The 24,675-nt window shown below is 53.6% G+C and carries 17 protein-coding genes and 3 rRNA genes; 8 read left to right on the top strand and 12 right to left on the bottom strand.

What is annotated here, in order from left to right:
- Window positions 1-4 precede the first annotated feature (4 nt).
- The 3 genes from WN16_RS04995 (at window position 5) to WN16_RS04985 (ending at window position 2,935) form a co-directional block, all read left to right on the top strand.
- Window positions 5-829 carry a PTS system mannose/fructose/sorbose family transporter subunit IID gene (locus WN16_RS04995; protein ID WP_003031641.1) on the top strand — a complete coding sequence of 275 codons (825 nt, stop codon included), beginning with the start codon at window positions 5-7 and terminating at the stop codon, window positions 827-829.
- Window positions 830-897: 68 nt separating this feature from the next.
- On the top strand, window positions 898-2,121 hold the full coding sequence (sorE, locus tag WN16_RS04990) for an L-sorbose 1-phosphate reductase (protein ID WP_044702265.1): 1,224 nt from the start codon (window positions 898-900) through the stop codon (window positions 2,119-2,121).
- A gap of 1 nt (window position 2,122) precedes the next feature.
- Window positions 2,123-2,935 carry a shikimate 5-dehydrogenase gene (locus WN16_RS04985; protein ID WP_044702264.1) on the top strand — a complete coding sequence of 271 codons (813 nt, stop codon included), beginning with the start codon at window positions 2,123-2,125 and terminating at the stop codon, window positions 2,933-2,935.
- Between the two features lie 51 nt (window positions 2,936-2,986).
- Here WN16_RS04985 and WN16_RS04980 read toward each other — a convergent pair whose 3' ends face one another.
- On the bottom strand, window positions 2,987-3,343 hold the full coding sequence (locus WN16_RS04980) for a hypothetical protein (protein ID WP_032948294.1): 357 nt from the start codon (window positions 3,341-3,343) through the stop codon (window positions 2,987-2,989).
- Between the two features lie 141 nt (window positions 3,344-3,484).
- On the opposite strand from WN16_RS04980, the gene WN16_RS04975 reads away from it, so the two are divergent.
- Window positions 3,485-3,646: a phage protein gene (locus WN16_RS04975; protein ID WP_003841416.1), complete on the top strand. Its 162-nt coding sequence runs from the start codon at window positions 3,485-3,487 to the stop codon at window positions 3,644-3,646.
- A 403-nt stretch (window positions 3,647-4,049) separates the two neighbouring features.
- The gene (locus tag WN16_RS04970) at window positions 4,050-4,328 is read left to right on the top strand and encodes an addiction module antidote protein (RefSeq protein ID WP_044702262.1); all 279 of its coding nucleotides are present in this window, start codon (window positions 4,050-4,052) and stop codon (window positions 4,326-4,328) included.
- A 9-nt stretch (window positions 4,329-4,337) separates the two neighbouring features.
- Here WN16_RS04970 and WN16_RS04965 read toward each other — a convergent pair whose 3' ends face one another.
- Both WN16_RS04965 and WN16_RS04960 read right to left on the bottom strand, forming a co-directional pair.
- Window positions 4,338-4,655, bottom strand: a complete 318-nt coding sequence (locus WN16_RS04965) for a helix-turn-helix transcriptional regulator (protein WP_003844682.1) — start codon at window positions 4,653-4,655, stop codon at window positions 4,338-4,340.
- Window positions 4,645-5,004, bottom strand: a complete 360-nt coding sequence (locus WN16_RS04960; RefSeq protein WP_044702260.1) for a type II toxin-antitoxin system RelE/ParE family toxin — start codon at window positions 5,002-5,004, stop codon at window positions 4,645-4,647. The genes WN16_RS04965 and WN16_RS04960 overlap by 11 nt, the downstream gene beginning before the upstream one ends.
- Window positions 5,005-5,217: 213 nt before the next feature.
- Here WN16_RS04960 and pepE point away from each other — a divergent pair, with 213 nt between their 5' ends.
- Window positions 5,218-5,907: a dipeptidase PepE gene (pepE, locus tag WN16_RS04955; protein WP_003841421.1), complete on the top strand. Its 690-nt coding sequence runs from the start codon at window positions 5,218-5,220 to the stop codon at window positions 5,905-5,907.
- Between the two features lie 65 nt (window positions 5,908-5,972).
- On the opposite strand, the gene WN16_RS04950 is transcribed toward pepE, so the two are convergent.
- Window positions 5,973-7,604 carry a Na/Pi cotransporter family protein gene (locus WN16_RS04950; RefSeq protein WP_032938230.1) on the bottom strand — a complete coding sequence of 544 codons (1,632 nt, stop codon included), beginning with the start codon at window positions 7,602-7,604 and terminating at the stop codon, window positions 5,973-5,975.
- A gap of 239 nt (window positions 7,605-7,843) precedes the next feature.
- The gene (gene metH / locus WN16_RS04945) at window positions 7,844-11,527 is read right to left on the bottom strand and encodes a methionine synthase (RefSeq protein WP_044702258.1); all 3,684 of its coding nucleotides are present in this window, start codon (window positions 11,525-11,527) and stop codon (window positions 7,844-7,846) included.
- Between the two features lie 195 nt (window positions 11,528-11,722).
- Between metH and iclR the strand changes: the two genes are divergently transcribed.
- Complete coding sequence (gene iclR, locus WN16_RS04940) at window positions 11,723-12,547, top strand: glyoxylate bypass operon transcriptional repressor IclR (protein ID WP_003031613.1); 825 nt, start codon at window positions 11,723-11,725, stop codon at window positions 12,545-12,547.
- 21 nt (window positions 12,548-12,568) lie between these two features.
- Here iclR and aceK read toward each other — a convergent pair whose 3' ends face one another.
- The 4 genes from aceK to metA form a co-directional block, all read right to left on the bottom strand.
- Window positions 12,569-14,317, bottom strand: coding sequence for a bifunctional isocitrate dehydrogenase kinase/phosphatase (gene aceK / locus WN16_RS04935; RefSeq protein ID WP_044702257.1), 1,749 nt, complete (start codon window positions 14,315-14,317; stop codon window positions 12,569-12,571).
- A 102-nt stretch (window positions 14,318-14,419) separates the two neighbouring features.
- Window positions 14,420-15,724, bottom strand: coding sequence for an isocitrate lyase (gene aceA / locus WN16_RS04930; protein ID WP_003031609.1), 1,305 nt, complete (start codon window positions 15,722-15,724; stop codon window positions 14,420-14,422).
- A 31-nt stretch (window positions 15,725-15,755) separates the two neighbouring features.
- Window positions 15,756-17,357, bottom strand: coding sequence for a malate synthase A (gene aceB / locus WN16_RS04925; protein ID WP_003844674.1), 1,602 nt, complete (start codon window positions 17,355-17,357; stop codon window positions 15,756-15,758).
- Between the two features lie 268 nt (window positions 17,358-17,625).
- Window positions 17,626-18,555, bottom strand: coding sequence for a homoserine O-succinyltransferase (metA, locus tag WN16_RS04920; RefSeq protein ID WP_003841431.1), 930 nt, complete (start codon window positions 18,553-18,555; stop codon window positions 17,626-17,628).
- 156 nt (window positions 18,556-18,711) lie between these two features.
- Between metA and WN16_RS04915 the strand changes: the two genes are divergently transcribed.
- Window positions 18,712-19,149 (top strand): acetyltransferase, encoded by a 438-nt coding sequence (locus tag WN16_RS04915; RefSeq protein ID WP_044702253.1) that lies wholly within the window; start codon window positions 18,712-18,714, stop codon window positions 19,147-19,149.
- A 274-nt stretch (window positions 19,150-19,423) separates the two neighbouring features.
- Here the strand turns inward: WN16_RS04915 and rrf are convergent.
- The 3 genes from rrf to WN16_RS04900 all read right to left on the bottom strand — a co-directional run bounded on the left by rrf (window position 19,424) and on the right by WN16_RS04900 (window position 24,319).
- Window positions 19,424-19,539: ribosomal RNA gene (rrf, locus tag WN16_RS04910) — 5S ribosomal RNA — on the bottom strand.
- A gap of 96 nt (window positions 19,540-19,635) precedes the next feature.
- Window positions 19,636-22,542 (bottom strand): 23S ribosomal RNA (locus tag WN16_RS04905).
- A 235-nt stretch (window positions 22,543-22,777) separates the two neighbouring features.
- Window positions 22,778-24,319, bottom strand: a 16S ribosomal RNA gene (locus WN16_RS04900).
- The 16S, 23S and 5S rRNA genes sit together here, the layout of an rRNA operon.
- Window positions 24,320-24,675: the final 356 nt, after the last annotated feature.

The raw sequence follows: 24,675 nt of genomic DNA, 5'->3' as shown, positions 1-24,675 counted from the left end.
AGCCATGGAACAGAAAAAACTGACCAAATCCGACCTGTTTAGCATGTTCGTTCGCTCCAACCTGCAACAGGCGTCATTCAACTTTGAACGCATTCATGGGTTGGGCTTTTGCTACGACATGATCCCTGCCATCAAGCGCCTGTATCCGCTGAAAGAAGACCAGGTTGCAGCACTCAAACGGCACCTGGTGTTCTTCAATACCACACCTGCCGTTTGCGGCCCGGTGATTGGCGTGACCGCCGCGATGGAAGAAGCTCGCGCCAACGGTGCGGAAATTGACGACGGTGCCATCAACGGTATCAAAGTTGGGCTGATGGGTCCGCTGGCCGGCGTCGGCGATCCGCTGGTATGGGGAACGCTGCGCCCGATTACCGCCGCGCTCGGCGCATCGCTGGCGCTGTCCGGTAACATTCTCGGCCCACTATTGTTCTTCTTTATTTTCAATGCAGTACGTCTGGCAATGAAGTGGTACGGCTTACAGCTTGGCTTTCGTAAAGGGGTCAACATCGTCAGCGACATGGGCGGCAACCTGCTGCAGAAACTGACCGAAGGCGCATCGATTCTCGGCCTGTTTGTGATGGGAGTATTGGTCACCAAATGGACCAGCATCAACGTGCCGCTGGTGGTATCGCAAACGCCTGGCGCAGACGGCACCACCGTCACCATGACCGTGCAGAACATTCTCGACCAACTCTGCCCCGGCCTGCTGGCGTTGGGTCTGACACTGCTGATGGTGCGTCTGCTCAACAAGAAAATTAATCCGGTATGGCTAATATTCGCCCTGTTTGCGCTGGGAATTATCGGTAACGCACTGGGCTTCCTGTCCTGATTTTTTCGCTCCGGCAATGCCGGGGCAACTTCAACAAATAGTCCTCGAAAGAGGAAGAGGTGGTAACAATGCAAACAACAACAGCTTTACGTCTTTATGGTAAACGCGATCTGCGCCTGGAAACTTTCGACCTTCCTGAAATGCGGGATGACGAAATTCTGGCCTCAGTCGTAACCGACAGCCTGTGCCTTTCTTCCTGGAAAGAGGCTAACCAGGGCGAGAACCACAAAAAGGTGCCGGACGATGTGGCCACCAACCCGATCATCATCGGTCATGAGTTTTGCGGCGACATTATTGCCGTAGGCAAAAAATGGCAGCATAAGTTTCAGCCCGGCCAGCGCTATGTCATTCAGGCTAACCTGCAACTGCCGGATCGCCCGGACTGTCCCGGCTACTCCTTCCCGTGGGTGGGCGGTGAAGCCACGCACGTCATCATTCCTGATGAAGTCATGGAGCAGGACTGCCTGTTGGCCTACGAAGGTGAAACCTATTTTGAAGGTTCGCTGGTTGAGCCGCTATCCTGCGTGATTGGCGCATTCAACGCCAACTATCACCTGCAGGAAGGCTCTTATAACCATAAGATGGGCATTCGTCCGCAGGGACATACACTGATACTCGGCGGCACCGGTCCGATGGGACTACTGGCGATCGACTATGCACTGCATGGCCCGGTTAACCCGGCGCTGCTGGTGGTAACCGACACCAATAACGACAAGTTGAGCTACGCCTGCAAGCACTATCCATCAGAACCACAAACGTTGATCCATTATCTCCACGCCCAGGATGCGAGTTATGACACCTTGATGGCGCTGAGCGGCGGGCACGGGTTTGATGACATCTTTGTGTTTGTGCCCAACGAACAGCTGGTTACGCTGGCCTCTTCCCTGCTGGCTGCCGATGGTTGCATGAACTTCTTTGCTGGTCCGCAGGATAAGCAGTTTAGCGCGCCGATTAACTTCTACGACGTACACTACGCCTTCACCCATTATGTTGGGACGTCTGGCGGCAATACCGACGACATGCGCGCGGCGGTTAAACTTATCGAAGAGAAGAAAGTTCAGGCGGCAAAAGTGGTGACGCACATTCTGGGGTTAAATGCGGCAGGTGAAACAACGCTGGAACTGCCAAAAATCGGCGGCGGGAAAAAACTGGTTTATACCGGCAAAGCCTTACCATTAACCGCGCTCACGCAGATTGATGATCCAGCCTTGCGCGATATCCTGGAGCGTCATCAGGGGGTCTGGTCGCAGGAAGCCGAACAGTACATATTGTCTCACGCCGAGGAAATTTAACATGATTAACCGCGACACCCAGTTGTGCATGTCGCTTGCCGGTCGCCCTGGCAACTTTGGCACTCGCTTTCACAACTATCTGTATGAAAAATTAGGGTTAAATTTTATCTACAAAGCCTTTACCACGCAGGATATTGAGGCCGCAGTGAAAGGCGTTCGCGCGCTGGGTATCCGCGGTTGCGCGGTCTCAATGCCGTTTAAAGAGAGCTGCATGCCGTTTCTGGATGCCATCGATCCTTCCGCAAGCGTCATTGATTCCGTCAATACCATCGTCAATGACAACGGTACGCTGACAGGATTTAACACCGACTATATTGCGGTAAAAAGTCTGATTGCCAGCCACCAGCTCAATAGCAGCGCACGCGTGATGATTCGCGGCAGCGGCGGCATGGGCAAAGCGGTGATTGCCGCCTTTCGCGATGCGGGGTTTACGGATGTAATCATTGCCGCACGTAATCGAGAGAGCGGCACTACGCTGGCAAAACAGTACGGTTTCCAGTGGCAGCCGCAGCCGGATGGAATTGCCTGCGATATTCTGGTCAACGTGACGCCCGTCGGCATGGCGGGTGGTAAAGAAAGCCATGAGCTGGCCTACAGCGAAGCGATGGTCGCTGCCGCCTGCGTAGTGTTTGACGTCGTCGCCCTGCCGCCAGAAACACCGGTGATTAAGCTGGCACAGCAGTTGGGTAAAAAGACCATCAGCGGCGCAGAGGTGATTGCCTTACAGGCCGTAGAGCAATTCGCCATGTACACCGACGTGCGCCCGGATAACGCGCTGATTGCCGAAGCAGCAGAATTTGCGCGGGCGGGGTAAAGAAGCAGGAACAGAGCGCCGGGGATGGGCGCTCTTTTACATTTTTAAGTTCTACGCAACAGCAAGCAGCGTTTGATCGGCTTTCGCTTCCAACTGCGCCAGCGCGGGAATCAACTGGCTGATATTTACCAGACTGTGTCCTAACTGGCATATGCTCTCATAGGCAAAATGTTCCTGACCTTCACCCGCCATGGTCAGCAGGCTTTCGCCCATAAAATTCAGCGTCTGGTACAACCCTGCCAGCGCCTCTTCACAGCCAAACGATAGCGCCAGATTTTCTTCGGTAGTGAGATGGCGACAATCAAGATGGCGGAACGCCTCGGCGAGTGGAGAATAAAGCAGATCGGCTTGCGGAATGGGAGAAGAAGACGCAAAACAGGCGTTAGTGGTACTATTAGCATCAGCCATAGCATTACCTCGTATAATGTTGTGGTTAGACGCCCTGATCGTGTTCCCGCACTTTCGGGGCGTTGTCATTTTTGGTGTATGAGAGTAATGTGCCATCACACATACTCACACTACTCTTGTGTAATTAAGGTGTCAACACACATGAACGAAAGAAGAGGCAATCCCCCGTTTCAATTCCGTCTGGATCCGGAACTGCGCAAAGCGATGGAAGAAGCACAGCGGCAGGATGGCGATGAATCGTTGGCAGCCTGGATTAAACGTGTGATTAGAAAAGAGCTGAAGCAGAAAGGGATCGAAGTCTAGCGATCGGCATTCTGTATCGTTTTCTGGAGATCTGCTTAGAGCACAAAGCAGCCCCTTTACCCTGTTACCGTTTCTCGTATAAACCGCAGCATCCTGGAAAATTACGCATTACTGCGAGGCGCTTTCCTGTTTACGCCCACCAGCATTTCCTCGTACATCCCAGTTTTTTATTCTCTACTTTCAACTTGTCAATTCATAATGTAGTTTATAAAATACATGGAACGTAATCATGGAAATTCTTCAGACCACGGTTTTCCAACGCTGGGAACAGAATCTACGGGATCGCAGGGCCAAAACGCTCATTGCCGCACGACTTTTTCGACTGCCGAATGGTTTAGCTGGCGATGTTAAACCTATTGGAGAATGCTCGCCCGTTCACTGGACTATCAGGAGACCTTCCGCCATGAATAAGCTTACTCAGTACGATCCCGCTGTTGCGCTGGTTGATGATGAAGAAATTGCTGTATTTATGGCGGATGCCCTCGAAACAGGCGATGCAACGTACATTGCAAAAGCGTTGGGCGTGGTGGCACGCGCTAAGGGAATGGCGAACATCGCGGCAGAAACGGGATTATCTCGCGAACAACTCTACCGCTCGTTTAGTGAGAAAGGAAACCCGACGCTGAAAACCACGCTGGCAGTGATGAAGGCGCTCGGTATTGGATTGACGGTTAAGGTTTGAAGTTGGATATCAGCCAAATTTCACTTTCAGCTTTCCTGACATATTGCCCTCTTTCCCGACAACAATCTCTACATCACGGCCCAGCCTCACCAGGCATTCGAGCATCTTTGCTTCACTGATACCGCGAAACTGGCCGCGTAGCAGATTGGAAAGTTTAGGCTGTGTCATTCCCAGTAACTGCGCGGCCTGCTGCTGCGTTAACCCTTTGCGTTGCAAAATCTCACCAATCACCATTGCCAGCTGCGCTTTCAACTGCATCTGTTCTGCGTCATACGCACCTAAATCGGCGTAAACATTACCGCTACTGGTTTCGACATCATGTGACATATCCACTCTCCTGCGCATGGCGCTGTGCAGCCTTGAGCCGCTGATAAATCAGGTCAATTTCAGGTTTCGGGGTTGCTTTCCCGGAAACGGACTTCTTCTGAAAAACATGGAGAACATAAACCGCATTTTTCAACTGGATGGTGTAAACCGCCCGCCAGGCGTTGCCGTGATAATCCTCAACGACTTCCAGAACCCCCGCTCCACCAAATCCTTTTAATGGTTTAGTCTGTGAATGCTGTTTACCCTGTTGCGCAAGCCAAAGAGCAAACCCAAACGTATCCCGAACGTGTTCTGGCATTGCAATCAGGTCTTTTCTGGCCTGCCCAACCCAGTAAAGTGGTTTCGTCATCCTTTCCTCTTGATTATATCCATTTAGGTATAAAACACCATTACCCACCAGAAGAATAAATCAACAATACCCCTTTCAGCCGAAATAAAACGCCAGTCTGCGAGGCGCTTTCCAGAACCTCACTCCCAACATCGTGAGCCATATCAGTAAGGCGTTAGGCTGATAGTGGTAGCATTAGCGCGGTTTGTAATTTTCTGATTACATGGAGAAATGATGGAACTGCTTTTATTGAGTAACTCGACGCTGCCGGGCAAAGGCTGGATGGAACATGCGCTGCCGCTGATTGCAGAGCAACTGAATGGTCGCCGTACGGCGGTGTTTATTCCGTTCGCTGGCGTGACGCAAACCTGGGATGAGTACACGGCGAAAACGGCAGCCATCTTTGCGCCAATGGGCGTCAATGTTACGGGCATTCATACCGTTGCCGATCCGATTGCTGCCATTGAAAACGCCGAGCTGGTGATTGTCGGCGGGGGTAATACCTTCCAGTTGCTGAAAGAGAGTCGCGAGCGCGGGCTGCTGGCGCCGATTGTGGATGTCGTCAAACGTGGTGCACTGTACATCGGCTGGAGCGCGGGTTCCAACCTTGCCTGCCAGACCATCCGCACCACCAACGACATGCCGATTGTCGATCCCAAAGGTTTTGATGCGCTGGGTCTGTTCCCGCTGCAGATTAACCCACATTTCACCAACGCGCTGCCGGAAGGCCACAAAGGCGAAACGCGTGAACAGCGTATTCGCGAACTGCTGGTTGTGGCACCGGAGCTGACGGTGATTGGCTTGCCAGAAGGTAACTGGATCAAGGTGAGTAACGGTAAGTCCGTGCTCGGCGGCCCGAACACCACGTATATCTTTAAAGCGGGTGAAGAGGCGGTTGCTGTTGAAGCAGGCCACTGCTTTTAGTTGATTTGTTGTCTGATGCCGGATGGCGGCATAAATGCCTTATCCGGCCTACCGCTTCACCTCACTCAATAATCATCCCGCTCATCGTCTTCATCCGGCTGTTCCAGCACGCTGTAGGCCACGGAGCAAAACAGCGAGTTCAGACGCTGCATATCGCCCAACAGTGCCAGGTGCAAGGAGCTGGTTTCGATGCTCTGCACGTTCTGCTGATGCAGACGGTCAACGTGCGCGTGCGAATAACGACGGTTGAGAATACGGAAACGGTGCTTGCTGCGGCGCAGACGGCGGGCGCTGGTCACATCGCCTGAGAAGAACACCGACATCGCCAGCTGCAGATTGCTGAGCAGCTGATCGTAAAGTGCATCCAGCTCTTTCAGCCCTTCCACAGAGAATGCCCGACGGGCGGCCAGCGACTTATCGGCAATCTCACTCCCCATACGCTCGACGATATCGGAAGCCTGTTCGAGGTTGAGCGACATTTCGATAATCTCCGCCCAACGGCGTGATTCCTCTTCCGCTAGTTCATCCTTTGGCATCCGCGCCAGATAGAGCTTAATCGCTGTGTACAACACGTTGATGTCATCCGCCATCCTGCGCAACTCTTTCTCTTCGCGCGGCTCGCCGTGCATCACCTTCTTCAACCCGTCCATCATCTGCTCCATCGCATCGCCGATACGCAGCGCTTCGCGGGCGGCATTCGCCAGCGCAAGCGTTGGCGTATCCAGCGCGCTGACGTCCAGATGCTTGGGCTTCAGATGCGCGTCCAGCTCCGGTTCATCGCGGATGATGCGCTTACAAAAACGCGCCATCGGTTCAGCGAACGGCACCATCACTACGCAGCGCACCAGGTTGTAGAAGACGTGGAAGTAAATAACCAGTTCCGATTTCGGCAGCGGCAGTTCATCCATCAGATTAGCCAGCGGATGAACAAACGGCAGGATAATCAGGCTCCCCACCAGCTTGAACAGCAGGCTACCGAGCGCCACACGACGAGCGGCGGCATTCGCAGCACTGTTGTTGAGCATCGCCAACAGACCAGAGCCGAGGTTGGCACCAATCACCAGACACAACGCTACCGGGAACGAGATAATGCCCGCCGCGGTCAGCGTTGCCGTCAACAGTACCGCCGCCAGGCTGGAGTAACTGATAATCGCAAACATGGCGCCAATCAGCGCATCGAGCATGATATCGCCGGTGAGCGAGGCGAAAATAACCTGTACGCCATTAGCCTGAGTGATCGGCGTTACTGCCTGCACAATCAGCTCCAGCGCCAGTAAAATCAACCCCAGACCAATACCAACCCGCCCCAGTTGCCCCACGCGGGACTGCTTACGGCCGAGAAAGAAGATCACGCCGATAAAAATTAGCAGTGGCGACAGCCAGGAGAGATCGAAGGTCAGGATACGCGCCATCAGCGCGGTCCCCACGTCGGCACCAAGCACAATCACCAGCGCAGGAGTCAGCGCCACGAGATCTTGTGCAACAAACGAGGTCACCAGCATGGTGGTGGCGTTGCTACTTTGCACCAGCGCCGTCACGCCGATACCCGCACAAAAGGCGAGCGGTTTCTTTTCAACGCTACGGCTGAGCACGGTGCGCAAGCGGGCGCCAAAGACGCGCATCACACCAGTACGCACAATATGCGTACCCCAAACCAGCATCGCGACGGCAGAAAGCAGGTGTAACAGAGTTAACACGGAATCAGGTACTCCTTATCGTTATATGTTCCTGGGCTCGGCGCAGATAGCGTGCCTGATGGCGCTGCGCTTATCAGGCCTACAGAATGTCCCTTGTAGGCCGGATAAGGCGTTTACGCCGCCATCCGGCAAACAGCGCTCGCGAACCTTCTTTCAGTATAAGGGTTTAAACGTAATAAAGAGACAGGGCACTCATTGAGTGCCCTGTTTGTTGTAAATAAAGATGACAGTTTTGTGAATCAGTCAGCGTCGTAACCCAGATTAGGTGCTAACCAACGTTCGACTTCCGCCACGCTCATGCCTTTACGCAAGGCGTAATCTTCAACCTGATCGCGCTGGATTTGCGCCACAGCGTAGTACTTGCTGTCCGGATGACTGAAATACCAGCCGGAAACCGACGCACCTGGCCACATGGCGAAGGATTCGGTGAGCTTCATCCCGGTATGCGCCTCCACGTCCAGCAGTTCCCAAATGGTGGCTTTTTCGGTGTGTTCCGGACACGCCGGATAGCCCGGTGCCGGGCGAATCCCCTGGTAGTTTTCGCGGATCAGCTCCTCGTTACTGAGATTCTCGTTCGCCGCATAGCCCCAGTAGACTTTACGTACGCGCTCATGCAGATATTCTGCGAACGCTTCCGCCAGACGGTCAGCGATCGCTTTCACCATGATCTTGTTGTAGTCGTCATGCTGGGCTTCGAAGGCGTCCGCCAGCGCATCTTCTTCCAGACCACCAGTGACCGCAAAAGCACCGATGTAATCCGCTTTACCGCTCAGTTTCGGCGCAACAAAGTCAGACAAGCAGTAGTTGGCGAAACCGACTTTTTCCGTCTGCTGGCGCAGGTGATGACTCACGTTGATGACGTGCGTACGCGTCTCGTCACGGTAAATCTCGATGTCGTCACCCACGCGGTTGGCCGGGAATAAACCCACCACGCCCCGCGGATTCAGCGTCTTCTCAGCGCTGAGTTTATCCAGCATGTCGTTGGCATCTTTGAACAGGCGCTTCGCCTCTTCGCCCACTACTTCATCTTCGAGGATGCGAGGATATTTCCCGGCCAACGACCAGGTCATAAAGAACGGCGTCCAGTCGATGTAGTTGCGCAGGGTTTCGATGCTGGCTTCCACTTCCTGTACGCCCAGACGGTGCGCCACCGGCGGGGTGTAGTTTTCCCAGTCAAAGGCCAGATCGTTGTCGCGGGCAGCCTGTAACGTTACGGGCGGAGTACGCGGTTTCTTACGCGCATGCTGGATACGCACGGTTTCATACTCTTTACGGGTACGGGCGACAAAGTCATCACGCTGGGTATCAGAGAGCAGCGCAGCGACGACGCCAACGGTACGCGAGGCGTTCTGCACGTACACCGTCGGGCCGCTGTAGTTCTGCTCAATTTTCACCGCGGTGTGCGCTTTCGAGGTGGTCGCGCCGCCAATCAGCAGCGGAATAGTGAAGCCCTGACGCTCCATCTCTTTCGCCACGTTGACCATTTCGTCCAGCGATGGGGTAATCAGCCCGGAAAGGCCAATCAGATCGGCATTCACTTCACGCGCCGTTCTGAGGATTTTCTCCGCGGGCACCATCACGCCAAGATCGACGATTTCGTAGTTGTTACATTGCAGTACCACGCCGACGATATTTTTACCGATATCGTGCACATCGCCCTTCACGGTTGCGATGACCATTTTGCCGTTGCTGGAACCTTTCTCTTTGCTGGCCTCAATGTACGGTTCAAGGTAGGCCACCGCCTGCTTCATCACGCGAGCGGATTTCACCACCTGCGGCAGGAACATTTTGCCCTCACCGAACAGGTCGCCAACCACGTTCATGCCGTCCATCAGCGGCCCTTCAATAACCTCGATCGGGCGCGCAGCCTGCTGGCGAGCTTCTTCGGTATCCAGCTCAATAAACTCGGTTATGCCTTTCACCAGCGAGTATTCGAGGCGCTTTTTCACGTCCCAACTGCGCCACTCCGCCATCTGGGCATTCGCCGTGTCATCGGTTTTACTGCCGCGATACTTCTCAGCAAGCTCCAGCAGTCGTTCGGTGCCATCGTCACGGCGGTTGAGGATCACATCTTCAACCGCATCGCGCAGCTCGGTGGGCAGGTCGTCGTAAATTGCCAGTTGTCCGGCGTTGACGATCCCCATGTCCATACCGTTGCGAATGGCGTAGTAGAGGAATACTGCGTGAATGGCTTCACGTACTGGGTCGTTGCCACGGAACGAGAATGAAACGTTAGAAACGCCGCCGGAGATCAGCGCGTGCGGCAGTTCGCGTTTGATGTCTTCACAGGCCCCGATAAAGTCCTGCGCGTAGTTGTTGTGTTCATCAATCCCGGTCGCGACGGCAAAGATGTTCGGGTCAAAGATAATATCTTCCGGCGGGAAGCCCACCTCTTCGGTAAGAATCTTGTACGCCCGACGGCAGATCTCAATTTTACGCGCGCGGGTGTCGGCCTGGCCCTGCTCGTCAAAGGCCATCACCACCACTGCAGCACCGTAGCGACGCAGCAGCTTCGCGTGATGGATAAAGGTCTCAACCCCCTCTTTCATCGAGATGGAGTTAACGATGCCTTTACCCTGAATGCACTTCAGCCCTTTTTCGATTACTTCCCATTTCGAGGAGTCGATCATAATCGGCACGCGGGCGATATCCGGTTCACCGGCAATCAGGTTGAGGAAACGAACCATCGCCGCTTCGGCGTCGAGCATCCCCTCATCCATGTTGATATCGATGATCTGCGCGCCGCTTTCTACCTGCTGGCGGGCGACGTCCAGCGCCTCGCTGTATTTCTCTTCTTTGATCAGGCGCTTAAACTTCGCCGAACCGGTAACGTTGGTACGCTCGCCGACGTTCACAAACAGGCTGTCGTCGCCGATGTTCAGCGGCTCAAGGCCAGACAGACGGCAGGCAACCGGGATTTCCGGCAAGCGGCGTGGCGGCAGTCCGTCCACTGCGCGACTCATGGCGGCGATGTGTTCCGGCGTGGTGCCGCAGCAGCCGCCAACAATATTCAGGAAGCCCGCCTCGGCCCATTCGCGGATTTGCGCCGCCATGGTGTCGGCATCGAGATCGTACTCACCAAAGGCGTTAGGCAGCCCGGCGTTCGGGTGCGCGGTAACGTAGCATTCGGCAATACGCGACAGTTCCTGCACGTACTGGCGCAGTTCGTCCGGGCCTAAGGCACAGTTCAGACCAAAAGTCAGCGCATCGGCGTGGCGCAGGGAGTTGTAGAATGCTTCGGTGGTCTGGCCGGAGAGCGTACGCCCGGAAGCGTCGGTGATGGTGCCGGAGAGCATAATCGGCAGCTCAACGCCCAGCGCTTCGAATTCAGTTTTAACCGCGAAAATAGCGGCTTTGGCGTTGAGGGTATCGAAAACGGTTTCAATCAGGATCAGGTCACTGCCGCCTTCCACCAGCGCTTTGGTGGATTCGCGGTAGGCGGCCACCAGCTGATCAAAGGTAATATTGCGGTAAGCCGGGTCGTTGACGTCGGGCGAGATAGACGCCGTACGGTTGGTTGGGCCAAGCACGCCCGCGACGTAGCGCGGTTTGTTCGGCGTGCGTGCCGTCCATTCATCTGCCGCCGCGCGCGCCAGTTTGGCTGCCGCAAAGTTGATTTCCGCCGACAGGGATTCCATCTGGTAATCCGCCATGGCGATAGTCGTGGAGTTAAAGGTGTTGGTTTCGATGATGTCCGCGCCCGCCTCGAAGTAGGCGTTGTGAATCGCGGCGATCACCTCCGGTTTGCTGAGCACCAACAGGTCGTTGTTGCCTTTCAGATCGCACGGCCATTCGGCAAAGCGTTCGCCGCGGAAATCCTCTTCGCTCAGACGATATCCCTGGATCATGGTGCCCATACCGCCGTCCAGCACCAGAATACGTTCATTTAACTGCTGACGTAATTGTTCTACTTTGCTGCTCACACTCGCTCCCGACAACGCTCAACCAGACCGAAAAAAACTCAACAGGCCATACTGGCACAAACCTGAGAGGCGGAAAAGAGAACAACGGCCAACATGAGACATGTTCAGCTTCACTCATCCGATCAGTACAGGAATTCTTGCATTATAATTGAATAAAACGAAAATGATTTCCACGATACAGAAAAGGAGTCTGCCATGGTTGCCCCCGTTCCCGCGAAACGCGGTAGAAAACCCGCCGCTACTACTGCGCCCGCAACCGGGCAGGTTCAGTCCCTGACGCGCGGCCTGAAGCTACTGGAGTGGATTGCGGAATCCAACGGCAGCGTGGCGCTGACCGAGCTGGCGCAGCAGGCCGGCCTGCCAAACTCCACGACTCACCGATTATTGACCACCATGCAGCAGCAGGGATTTGTTCGTCAGGTCGGTGAATTAGGGCATTGGGCCGTGGGCGCACATGCGTTTATCGTCGGCAGCAGCTTTTTGCAAAGTCGTAATCTGCTGGCGATTGTGCATCCGATCCTGCGCAAGCTGATGGAAGACTCCGGTGAGACGGTCAACCTCGCCGTGCTGGATCAAAGCGATCATCAGGCCATTATTATCGACCAGGTGCAGTGCACCCAACTGATGCGCATGTCCGCGCCTATCGGCGGCAAACTGCCGATGCATGCTTCCGGCGCGGGTAAGGCGTTTTTATCCCAACTGAGCGAAGAACAGGTGACAGGGCTGCTGCACCGCAAAGGACTACACGCTTATACCCACGCCACGCTGGTGTCGCCAGTGCATCTGAAAGAGGATTTGGCTCAGACGCGCAAGCGCGGCTATTCCTTTGATGATGAGGAACATGCGCTGGGTCTGCGCTGCGTGGCGTCGTGCATTTATGACGAGCACCGTCAGCCGTTCGCCGCCATCTCCATTTCCGGGCCAATCTCACGCATTACCGATGACCGTGTGACCGAGTTTGGCGCAATGGCAATCAAAGCAGCGAAAGAAGTCACGCTGGCGTACGGCGGATTTCGCTAAGATGGGGTTGCCGGGTGGCGGTTACGCCTTACCCGGCCTACGGTCGGTTTCATAACGCACGCTGAAACGCTGTTTGCGTCGGTAGGCGTAAACATCTTCCACATGCCCGTTTTTAATCCGCGTTTGCAAACCCCGCCAGTAGTCGGCGCTGAACAAGTCAGCGTGCATCTCTTCAAATAGCGGCCCGATACGCGGGTCGGCACATAGCCAGTGGCGAAACTCTTCCGGGAAGACATCTCCAGGCGATACGCTGTACCACGGCTCAGCGCTCATCTCATCTTCCGGGTAACGTGGCGACGGGATATGACGGAAATTAACCTCCGTCATGTAGCAGATTTCATCGTAGTCGTAGAACACCACGCGCCCGTGACGGGTGACGCCGAAGTTCTTAAACAGCATATCGCCGGGGAAAATATTGGCGGCGGCCAGCTGACGAATCGCGTTGCCGTACTCTTCAATGGCATCGCGCAGTTGTTGACCTTCGACTTGCTCCAGCCAGATATTCAGCGGCACCATCCGTCGTTCGATATACAGATGGCGAATGACAATCTGATCGCCAAGATCGGTAATTTTTTCCGGGGCTTCCTGCAATAACAGCGCCATCAGCGCCGGATCGATTTGCCGTTTATCCAGCACAAAATTCTCGAACTCCTGGGTGTCAGCCATCCGCCCCACACGATCGTGCTCTTTGACCAGTTGATAACAGGCGCGGACGTGGGCGGCAGACATCTCTTTTTGCGGCGCAAATTTGTCTTTGATGATTTTAAACACCCGGTCAAAGCCCGGCAGGGTAAACACCAGCATCACCATACCGCGGATCCCCGGTGCTTCAATAAACTGCTCATCACAGTTGGCCAGGTAGAGCAGATACTCCCGATAACTTTCCGTTTTTGCATGCTTCTGACAGCCAATCGCCATATACAATTCAGCGGTGGTTTTACCGGGCAGGATCTCGCGCAACCACTCCACCAGTGCCGCGGGCAGCGGGGCATACACCATGAAGTAGGAGCGAGCGAAGCCAAACACAATGCTCGCCTCCGCCGTCGTGGTCAGACAGGTATCGACAAACAATTCGCCTTCGTCTGTCCGGTGGATTGGCAGTAAAAACGGCAGCGTTCCAGAAGGGGTAATCAGCTTCCCGACCAGCCAGGCGGCCTTGTTACGATAAAACAGTTCATTCGCCACCTGTAAATGGCAGCCTGGCAACACATCCGCTCCCAAGGTTTCGGTCAGGTGTTCGATGATGTAGTGGATATCACGATGTTTATTCTGCCATGGAAGACGTAGGGGAAGATCGCTAAGGACGCGAGTTAGCAGCCACTCCCAGCCGGTATCAGGAAAAAAGTCTTTCGCCAACGGGCGTGGGATCGTGCGGAAACGGCGCTCTGGCTGAGAACTGAAAATAAACAGCCGCTCGGGAGTCAGCGAGCGGTGGTCAAATAACCGACAGTAAACGGAGTTAAAAAAGCTCTCCGCAATCTCGAAGCGCGGGTAATCCGGCAGTAGCCGGGTGTAATGCTCTTTCACGCGAAGTAAAAAACCCGCGTCGGTACTTTTGCCGTCTGTAATGCAGCGCAACTGCTCCACCACCAGACCTACGTGATGATCGTAAAGGTGAATACGGCTTTTCATCGCCTGCTGAACCGCATGCCAGTCGGCATGTTCAAAACGCTGCTGCGCGCCGGAGGTGACTTCCAGAAAACGCCCGTACTGGGCGTCGAAACCTTGCAAAATCGTCTGAGCAATCAGTAATTCCAGGCCACGCGTCATCGACTTCTCCCATTCGGCACAACGTCATGCCGGATGGCGCGTTCGCTAATCCGGCCTACATCCCTTCGTAGGCCCGGTAAGCACAGCGCCACCGGGCATTAATCAAAACTGCGATTCTTCGGTCGAGCCAGTCAGCGCGGTCACCGAGGAAGCGCCGCCCTGAATGATAGTAGTGACTTTGTCGAAGTAGCCTGTACCCACTTCCTGCTGATGGGACACGAAGGTGTAACCGTCTTTAGCCGCCGCAAATTCTGGCTGCTGAACCTTCTCAACATAGTGGCGCATGCCTTCACCCTGCGCATAGGAGTGTGCGAGGTCGAACATGTTGAACCACATGCTGTGGATGCCCGCCAGGGTAATGAACTGGTATTTGTAACCCATATCCGACAGTTGCTGCTGGAAGCTGGCAATGGTTTTGTCGTCCAGGTTTTTCTGCCAGTTAAATGACGGCGAACAGTTGTAGGCCAGCAGTTTGCCGGGGAATTTCGCGTGAATCGCATCGGCAAAGCGCTTCGCCAGTTCGAGATCCGGCGTGGAGGTTTCACACCACACCAGATCCGCATAAGGTGCATAGGCCAGACCACGGCTGATCGCCTGCTCAATACCCGCATGCGTACGGTAGAACCCTTCGCTGGTACGTTCGCCGGTGATGAACTCGCTGTCGTATGGGTCGCAGTCAGACGTTATCAGATCGGCTGCGTCAGCATCAGTACGCGCAATAACCAGCGTCGGAACACCCATGACGTCGGCTGCCAGACGGGCGGCCACCAGTTTCTGGATAGCTTCCTGAGTCGGCACCAGAACTTTGCCGCCCATGTGACCACATTTTTTTACCGATGCGAGCTGATCTTCGAAGTGAACGGCCGCTGCACCAGCCTCAATCATCGATTTCATCAGTTCAAACGCGTTCAGGACGCCGCCAAAACCCGCTTCTGCATCGGCGACGATCGGCAGGAAGTAATCCACATAGCGCGGATCGTTCGGCTCAATACCGGTTGACCATTGGATCTGATCGGCGCGACGGAATGTGTTGTTGATCCGATCCACCACTGCCGGGACGGAGTTCGCCGGATACAGCGATTGGTCCGGGTACATGCTGGAGGCCAGGTTGGCATCTGCCGCCACCTGCCAGCCTGAAAGGTAGACCGCTTCAATACCGGCTTTCGCCTGCTGCAGCGCCTGACCGCCAGTCAGCGCGCCGAGGCTGTTGATATAACCTTTCTTCGATTCACCGTGCAGCAGACGCCACATTTTCGCCGCGCCAAGCTGAGCCAGCGTGCATTCCGGGTTGACCGAGCCACGTAATTTCACCACTTCCTCCGCGCTATATGGACGGGTGATGCCTTCCCAGCGCGGTTGAGTCCATTCTTTCTGTAATTCTTCGATTTGTTGAGTACGGGTTTTCATGTGCAGATGCTCCATATTGTTATGTGGTGGATTACGCCAGCAGGCGGTAGCCTGGCAGGGTCAAGAAATCGATCAATTCATCAGAGGTAGTGATTTGCTCCATCAGGCGCGCAGCATCGTCAAAACGCCCGCTGCTATAGCGGTGTTCGCCCAGCTCGTCCTGAATCACCAGCATCTCTTCGGCCAGCATCTGACGGAACAGCGGTTTGGTAACCGGCTTGCCGTTGCTGAGCGTCTTCTGGTGGTGGATCCACTGCCAGATGGAGGTACGGGAGATTTCGGCAGTGGCCGCATCTTCCATCAGACCGTAAATCGGTACGCAGCCGTTACCGGAGATCCACGCTTCGATGTACTGCACCGCAACACGAATGTTGGCGCGCATGCCTTCTTCAGTACGCTCACCTTCACAAGGCGCCAGCAGTTGTTCTGCGGTAATCGGCGCATCTTCTTCACGGGTCACGAACAGCTGATTTTTGTTTTCACCGAGCACGTCGTTGAACACCGCCATTGCGGTATCTGCCAGTCCCGGATGGGCAATCCATGTGCCGTCATGACCGTTATTGGCTTCCAGCGCTTTGTCCGCTTTTACCTTGGTCAGAACCTGGTTGTTACGTTCCGCATCTTTGCTGGGAATGAAAGCTGCCATGCCGCCCATCGCGAATGCGCCACGTTTATGACAGGTTTTAATCAGCAGACGCGAATAGGCGCTGAGGAATGGCTTATCCATCGTCACCACCTGACGGTCCGGCAGCACGCGATCCGGATGGTTCTTCAGCGTTTTGATATAGCTGAATATGTAGTCCCAGCGACCGCAGTTCAGACCGACAATATGGTCACGCAGGGCGTGCAGAATTTCGTCCATCTGGAAGACGGCCGGCAGCGTTTCAATCAGCAGAGTCGCTTTGATGGTGCCGCGTGGCAGATTAAAGCGATCTTCTGCATAGCTGAACACTTCGCTCCACCATGCTGCTTCTTGCCAGGCCTGCGTTTTTGGCAGGTAGAAGTAAGGGCCGCTGCCTTTTGCCAGCAACGTTTTGTAATTGTGGAAGAAATAGAGGGCAAAATCGAACAGGCTGCCCGGGATGGATTCGCCACGCCAGGTGACGTGTTTTTCCGGCAGATGCAGACCACGAACGCGGCATACCAACAGAGCCGGATTAGGTTTGAGCTGGTAAATTTTGCCCGCTTCGTTGGTATAGCTAATGGTGCCATTGACCGCATCACGCAGGTTTATCTGCCCGTCGATAACTTTGTTCCACTCAGGAGCCAGCGAATCTTCAAAATCAGCCATAAAGACTTTGACGTTCGCATTCAGCGCGTTGATAACCATCTTGCGCTCAACAGGCCCAGTTATCTCTACGCGGCGATCCAGTAAATCATCAGGAATTCCGCGAATTTTCCAGTCACCTTCTCGAATGGAAGCCGTTTCCGAAATAAAATCAGGCAACTTACCGTCATCAATATCCTGCTGCTGCTGGATACGTGCAGCCAGAAGTTTATTGCGTTTTGGCGTAAATCTTGTCACCAGTTCAGTCAGAAACTCTACTGCTTCAGCGGTCAGAATTTGTTGCTCCTGTTCGCCACGCGGCCTGGTGAAGACCAGTTCATCGGTTGTCGTTGCCTGTTGATTCATTGCGTAGTTCCTCGTCATTGATCCAAACACATCCCCAATGCGAACGAAGGATCGTTGTGCGCTTTTCGTTCAGCACAACTAAGACTACTCATTTAAATTTCAAAATCAAAAACAATTTCCATTTTTAATTTAATTATCAATTAACCTATTGATAACAATATAAATAAAATTTAATTACACCGTGAGGTGCGTTTCGGAAATAAAAAAGGCACCCGAAGGTGCCTGATTCAATATGCTGAAACGCTTAAGGATCGTCTGCTACAGAAGATTAATCCAGCGTTGGATTCATGTGACGCAGATCATATGGCGTGATCTGGTAGACGTAATAGTTGAGCCAGTTGGTAAACAACAGATTACCGTGGCTACGCCAGGTTGCCCGCGGTTTGTTTTGCGGGTCATCTTTCGGGAAGTAGTTATAGGGCACTTCCGGCGTTAGGCCCGCTTCGACGTCACGAAAATACTCACTGCCGAGCGTATGGGCATCATATTCCGGATGGCCCGTCACAAAGGCAATTCGTTTATCTTTGCTGGCAAACAGGTAGGCATCTCCCTCTTCGGTTTCAGCAAAAATCTCGAGATCGGTGTAGTCGCGAATAAGCGCAGCAGGAAAATCGGCATAGCGCGAATGCGGAGCCAGGAACGCATCATCGAATCCACGCGTCAGCAGCGCATGAGGATGCAGAATATGGTGCTCATAGACGCCTGAGAGTTTGTCCGTACGGGTTTGCTTAGGAATTCCGTACAGGATATTCAGCGCGGCCTGCACCGCCCAACAAACAAATAGCGTTGAGGTAACGTGATCTTTCGCCCATTCAAGCACTTGTTGAATCTGCGGCCAGTAAGCCACGTCATTAAATTCGACCAGACCCAACGGCGCGCCGGTCACGATCAGTCCGTCAAAGTTCTGATCGCAGATATCCTCGAAATTACAGTAAAAGTTATTCAGATGCTCCGTAGGGGTGTTACGTGACTCGCGAGCATCGATGCGCAATAGCTGAACATCTACCTGTAGCGGTGAGTTAGACAGTAAGCGCAGAAACTGGTTTTCCGTTTCAATCTTCTTGGGCATCAGGTTGAGGATGAGCACCTTCAGTGGTCGAATTTCCTGACCGGAAGCGCGGGATGTCGTCATCACAAAGACGTTTTCCTCACGCAAGAAATTGACGGCGGGTAGCTCGTCCTGCACGCGAATTGGCATAACCTGATAACCTCACTACATACGTTTAAACGTTTAGACATCCAGATAGCTGAAGATACCCAGGAATCATGCGAATGTCGAGCCTGCATCCTCAAGTTGAGAAAGTTTCACGGCCCTTGCTGTAGAATAGTGCAGTAAAGATAAAAGGAGAATGCTATGCCCTTTACCATTCGTCGTTCGCGTAAGGACGAAGGTGATAAGCTCATATCTATTTGGTGTCGTTCTGTCGATGCGACGCACCGTTTCCTCTCTGCGGAGTATCGGATTGAGCTGGAAGAGCTGGTAAGTTCATTTTTACCAGAAGCTCCGCTATGGGTTGCAGTGACAGAACAAGATGAGCCTGTCGCCTTTATGCTTTTGACCGATCAGCATATGGATGCGTTGTTTGTCGATCCGGATGTGCGTGGTAGTGGCGTTGGTAAACTGCTGATTGAACATGCTTTATCAATGGTTTCAACGCTAACGACCAACGTTAATGAACAGAATGAGCAGGCAGTTGGATTCTATAAGAAGATGGGATTTACTGTGACGGGACGGACGGAAGTGGACGATCTCGGACGAGCGTACCCGTTACTCAACCTCGTACACGGGTAGCCGTATCCGGATAACTGCTGGCGCACACCGCATCCGGCGTTTTTTTACCCCGCACACACGCAAAAAAGCCCATCCGTCAGGATGGGCTTCTTCACTTTATTTGATGCCTGGCAGTTTATGGCGGGCGTCCTGCCCGCCACCCTCCGGGCCGTTGCTGCGCAACGTTCAAATCCGCTCCCGGCGGATTTGTCCTCCTCAGGAGAGCGCTCACCGACAGACCACAGATAAAACAAAAGGCCCGGTCTTTCGACCGGGCCTTTCGCTTTTATTTGATGCCTGGCAGTTCCCTACTCTCGCATGGGGAGACCCCACACTACCATCGGCGCTACGGCGTTTCACTTCTGAGTTCGGCATGGGGTCAGGTGGGACCACCGCGCTACAGCCGCCAGGCAAATTCTGTTATTAACCCGCTTTTCGCCGGTTAATGTAATCTGTATCAAGCTGAATATGATGTCTGTCTCTTCGCCAAAACATCTTCGGCGTTGTAAGGTTAAGCCTCACGGTTCATTAGTATCGGTTAGCTCAATGTATCGCTACACTTACACACCCGACCTATCAACGTCATCGTCTTTAACGTTCCTTCAGGAGACTTAAAGTCTCAGGGAGAACTCATCTCGGGGCAAGTTTCGTGCTTAGATGCTTTCAGCACTTATCTCTTCCGCATTTAGCTACCGGGCAATGCCATTGGCATGACAACCCGAACACCAGTGATGCGTCCACTCCGGTCCTCTCGTACTAGGAGCAGCCCCCCTCAATTCTCCAGCGCCCACGGCAGATAGGGACCGAACTGTCTCACGACGTTCTAAACCCAGCTCGCGTACCACTTTAAATGGCGAACAGCCATACCCTTGGGACCTACTTCAGCCCCAGGATGTGATGAGCCGACATCGAGGTGCCAAACACCGCCGTCGATATGAACTCTTGGGCGGTATCAGCCTGTTATCCCCGGAGTACCTTTTATCCGTTGAGCGATGGCCCTTCCATTCAGAACCACCGGATCACTAAGACCTGCTTTCGCACCTGCTCGAGCCGTCACTCTCGCAGTCAAGCTAGCTTATGCCTTTGCACTAACCTCCTGATGTCCGACCAGGATTAGCTAACCTTCGTGCTCCTCCGTTACTCTTTAGGAGGAGACCGCCCCAGTCAAACTACCCACCAGACACTGTCCGCAACCCGGGTAACGGGTCCACGTTAGAACACCAGCCATTAAAGGGTGGTATTTCAAGGATGGCTCCATGCAGACTGGCGTCCACACTTCAAAGCCTCCCACCTATCCTACACATCAAGGACCAGTGTTCAGTGTCAAGCTATAGTAAAGGTTCACGGGGTCTTTCCGTCTTGCCGCGGGTACACTGCATCTTCACAGCGAGTTCAATTTCACTGAGTCTCGGGTGGAGACAGCCTGGCCATCATTACGCCATTCGTGCAGGTCGGAACTTACCCGACAAGGAATTTCGCTACCTTAGGACCGTTATAGTTACGGCCGCCGTTTACCGGGGCTTCGATCAAGAGCTTCTCCTTACGGATAACCCCATCAATTAACCTTCCGGCACCGGGCAGGCGTCACACCGTATACGTCCACTTTCGTGTTTGCACAGTGCTGTGTTTTTAATAAACAGTTGCAGCCAGCTGGTATCTTCGACTGATTTCAGCTCCATGAGTAAATCACTTCACCTACATATCAGCGTGCCTTCTCCCGAAGTTACGGCACCATTTTGCCTAGTTCCTTCACCCGAGTTCTCTCAAGCGCCTTGGTATTCTCTACCTGACCACCTGTGTCGGTTTGGGGTACGATTTCGTGTTACCTGATGCTTAGAGGCTTTTCCTGGAAGCAGGGCATTTGTTACTTCAGCACCGTAGTGCCTCGTCATCACACCTCAGCGTTAAAAAGGTACCGGATTTACCTGGAACCTCCGCCTACATGCTTAAACCGGGACAACCGTCGCCCGGCTAACATAGCCTTCTCCGTCCCCCCTTCGCAGTAACACCAAGTACAGGAATATTAACCTGTTTCCCATCGACTACGCCTTTCGGCCTCGCCTTAGGGGTCGACTCACCCTGCCCCGATTAACGTTGGACAGGAACCCTTGGTCTTCCGGCGTGCGGGTTTTTCACCCGCATTATCGTTACTTATGTCAGCATTCGCACTTCTGATACCTCCAGCATACCTCACGATACACCTTCAACGGCTTACAGAACGCTCCCCTACCCAACAACACATAGTGTCGCTGCCGCAGCTTCGGTGCATGGTTTAGCCCCGTTACATCTTCCGCGCAGGCCGACTCGACCAGTGAGCTATTACGCTTTCTTTAAATGATGGCTGCTTCTAAGCCAACATCCTGGCTGTCTGTGCCTTCCCACATCGTTTCCCACTTAACCATGACTTTGGGACCTTAGCTGGCGGTCTGGGTTGTTTCCCTCTTCACGACGGACGTTAGCACCCGCCGTGTGTCTCCCGTGATAACATTCTTCGGTATTCGCAGTTTGCATCGGGTTGGTAAGTCGGGATGACCCCCTAGCCGAAACAGTGCTCTACCCCCGAAGATGAATTCACGAGGCGCTACCTAAATAGCTTTCGGGGAGAACCAGCTATCTCCCGGTTTGATTGGCCTTTCACCCCCAGCCACAAGTCATCCGCTAATTTTTCAACATTAGTCGGTTCGGTCCTCCAGTTAGTGTTACCCAACCTTCAACCTGCCCATGGCTAGATCACCGGGTTTCGGGTCTATACCCTGCAACTTAACGCCCAGTTAAGACTCGGTTTCCCTTCGGCTCCCCTATACGGTTAACCTTGCTACAGAATATAAGTCGCTGACCCATTATACAAAAGGTACGCAGTCACCCCATAAAGAGGCTCCCACTGCTTGTACGTACACGGTTTCAGGTTCTTTTTCACTCCCCTCGCCGGGGTTCTTTTCGCCTTTCCCTCACGGTACTGGTTCACTATCGGTCAGTCAGGAGTATTTAGCCTTGGAGGATGGTCCCCCCATATTCAGACAGGATACCACGTGTCCCGCCCTACTCTTCGAGTTCACAACCTGTGCATTTTGGTGTACGGGACTATCACCCTGTACCGTCGGACTTTCCAGACCGTTCCACTAACACACAAGCTGATTCAGACTCTGGGCTGCTCCCCGTTCGCTCGCCGCTACTGGGGGAATCTCGGTTGATTTCTTTTCCTCGGGGTACTTAGATGTTTCAGTTCCCCCGGTTCGCTTCATTACGCTATGTATTCACGTAATGATAGTGTGACGAATCACACTGGGTTTCCCCATTCGGAAATCGCCGGTTATAACGGTTCATATCACCTTACCGACGCTTATCGCAGATTAGCACGTCCTTCATCGCCTCTGACTGCCAGGGCATCCACCGTGTACGCTTAGTCGCTTAACCTCACAACCCGAAGATGTTTCTTTCGATTCATCATCGACTTGCAAAAATTTGAGAGACTCGAACACACCATTTATCTGTTCTTATTACGGAGAACAGACACAGTGTGTCGTTTCAATTTTCAGCTTGATCCAGATTTTTAAAGAGCAAAACTTCTTAATGCACTCGAAAGTACATTCAGAAGTTCATCATTCATCAGACAATCTGTGTGAGCACTACAAAGAACGTTTCTTTAAGGTAAGGAGGTGATCCAACCGCAGGTTCCCCTACGGTTACCTTGTTACGACTTCACCCCAGTCATGAATCACAAAGTGGTAAGCGCCCTCCCGAAGGTTAAGCTACCTACTTCTTTTGCAACCCACTCCCATGGTGTGACGGGCGGTGTGTACAAGGCCCGGGAACGTATTCACCGTGGCATTCTGATCCACGATTACTAGCGATTCCGACTTCATGGAGTCGAGTTGCAGACTCCAATCCGGACTACGACATACTTTATGAGGTCCGCTTGCTCTCGCGAGGTCGCTTCTCTTTGTATATGCCATTGTAGCACGTGTGTAGCCCTACTCGTAAGGGCCATGATGACTTGACGTCATCCCCACCTTCCTCCAGTTTATCACTGGCAGTCTCCTTTGAGTTCCCGGCCGGACCGCTGGCAACAAAGGATAAGGGTTGCGCTCGTTGCGGGACTTAACCCAACATTTCACAACACGAGCTGACGACAGCCATGCAGCACCTGTCTCACGGTTCCCGAAGGCACCAAGCCATCTCTGGCAAGTTCCGTGGATGTCAAGAGTAGGTAAGGTTCTTCGCGTTGCATCGAATTAAACCACATGCTCCACCGCTTGTGCGGGCCCCCGTCAATTCATTTGAGTTTTAACCTTGCGGCCGTACTCCCCAGGCGGTCGACTTAACGCGTTAGCTCCGGAAGCCACGCCTCAAGGGCACAACCTCCAAGTCGACATCGTTTACGGCGTGGACTACCAGGGTATCTAATCCTGTTTGCTCCCCACGCTTTCGCACCTGAGCGTCAGTCTTTGTCCAGGGGGCCGCCTTCGCCACCGGTATTCCTCCAGATCTCTACGCATTTCACCGCTACACCTGGAATTCTACCCCCCTCTACAAGACTCTAGCCTGCCAGTTTCGGATGCAGTTCCCAGGTTGAGCCCGGGGATTTCACATCCGACTTGACAGACCGCCTGCGTGCGCTTTACGCCCAGTAATTCCGATTAACGCTTGCACCCTCCGTATTACCGCGGCTGCTGGCACGGAGTTAGCCGGTGCTTCTTCTGCGAGTAACGTCAATCGTTGCGGTTATTAACCACAACGCCTTCCTCCTCGCTGAAAGTACTTTACAACCCGAAGGCCTTCTTCATACACGCGGCATGGCTGCATCAGGCTTGCGCCCATTGTGCAATATTCCCCACTGCTGCCTCCCGTAGGAGTCTGGACCGTGTCTCAGTTCCAGTGTGGCTGGTCATCCTCTCAGACCAGCTAGGGATCGTCGCCTAGGTGAGCCGTTACCCCACCTACTAGCTAATCCCATCTGGGCACATCCGATGGCAAGAGGCCCGAAGGTCCCCCTCTTTGGTCTTGCGACGTTATGCGGTATTAGCTACCGTTTCCAGTAGTTATCCCCCTCCATCGGGCAGTTTCCCAGACATTACTCACCCGTCCGCCACTCGTCACCCAAGGAGCAAGCTCCTCTGTGCTACCGTTCGACTTGCATGTGTTAGGCCTGCCGCCAGCGTTCAATCTGAGCCATGATCAAACTCTTCAATTTAAGTTTGATGCTCGTGAATTAAACTTCGTAATGAATTACGTATGTTCACTCAAGAGACTTGGTATTCATTTTTCGTCTTGCGACGTTAAGAATCCGTATCTTCGAGTGCCCACACAGATTGTCTGATAAATTGTTAAAGAGCAGTTGCGACGCGCTTTAGCGCTCTGTCGCGAGGTGGCGTATATTACGCTTTCCTCTTTCAGAGTCAACCCTCATTTTCAGGTTTTTCTCTTCAACCGAACCAGCTGTTTGCGTGAAGTGATTCACATCCGCCGTGTCGATGGAGGCGCATTATAGGGAGTTTCCTGTGGCCCGCAACCCTTAAATGACAGAAAAATGACTGACTGCTGCATTCC

The organism is Citrobacter sp. ABFQG, assembly GCF_004322975.1.
GTDB classification, from domain to species: domain Bacteria; phylum Pseudomonadota; class Gammaproteobacteria; order Enterobacterales; family Enterobacteriaceae; genus Citrobacter; species Citrobacter freundii.
Note: the sequence above shows the minus strand (reverse complement) of the source record. Positions and strands in the feature narration are given on the sequence as shown.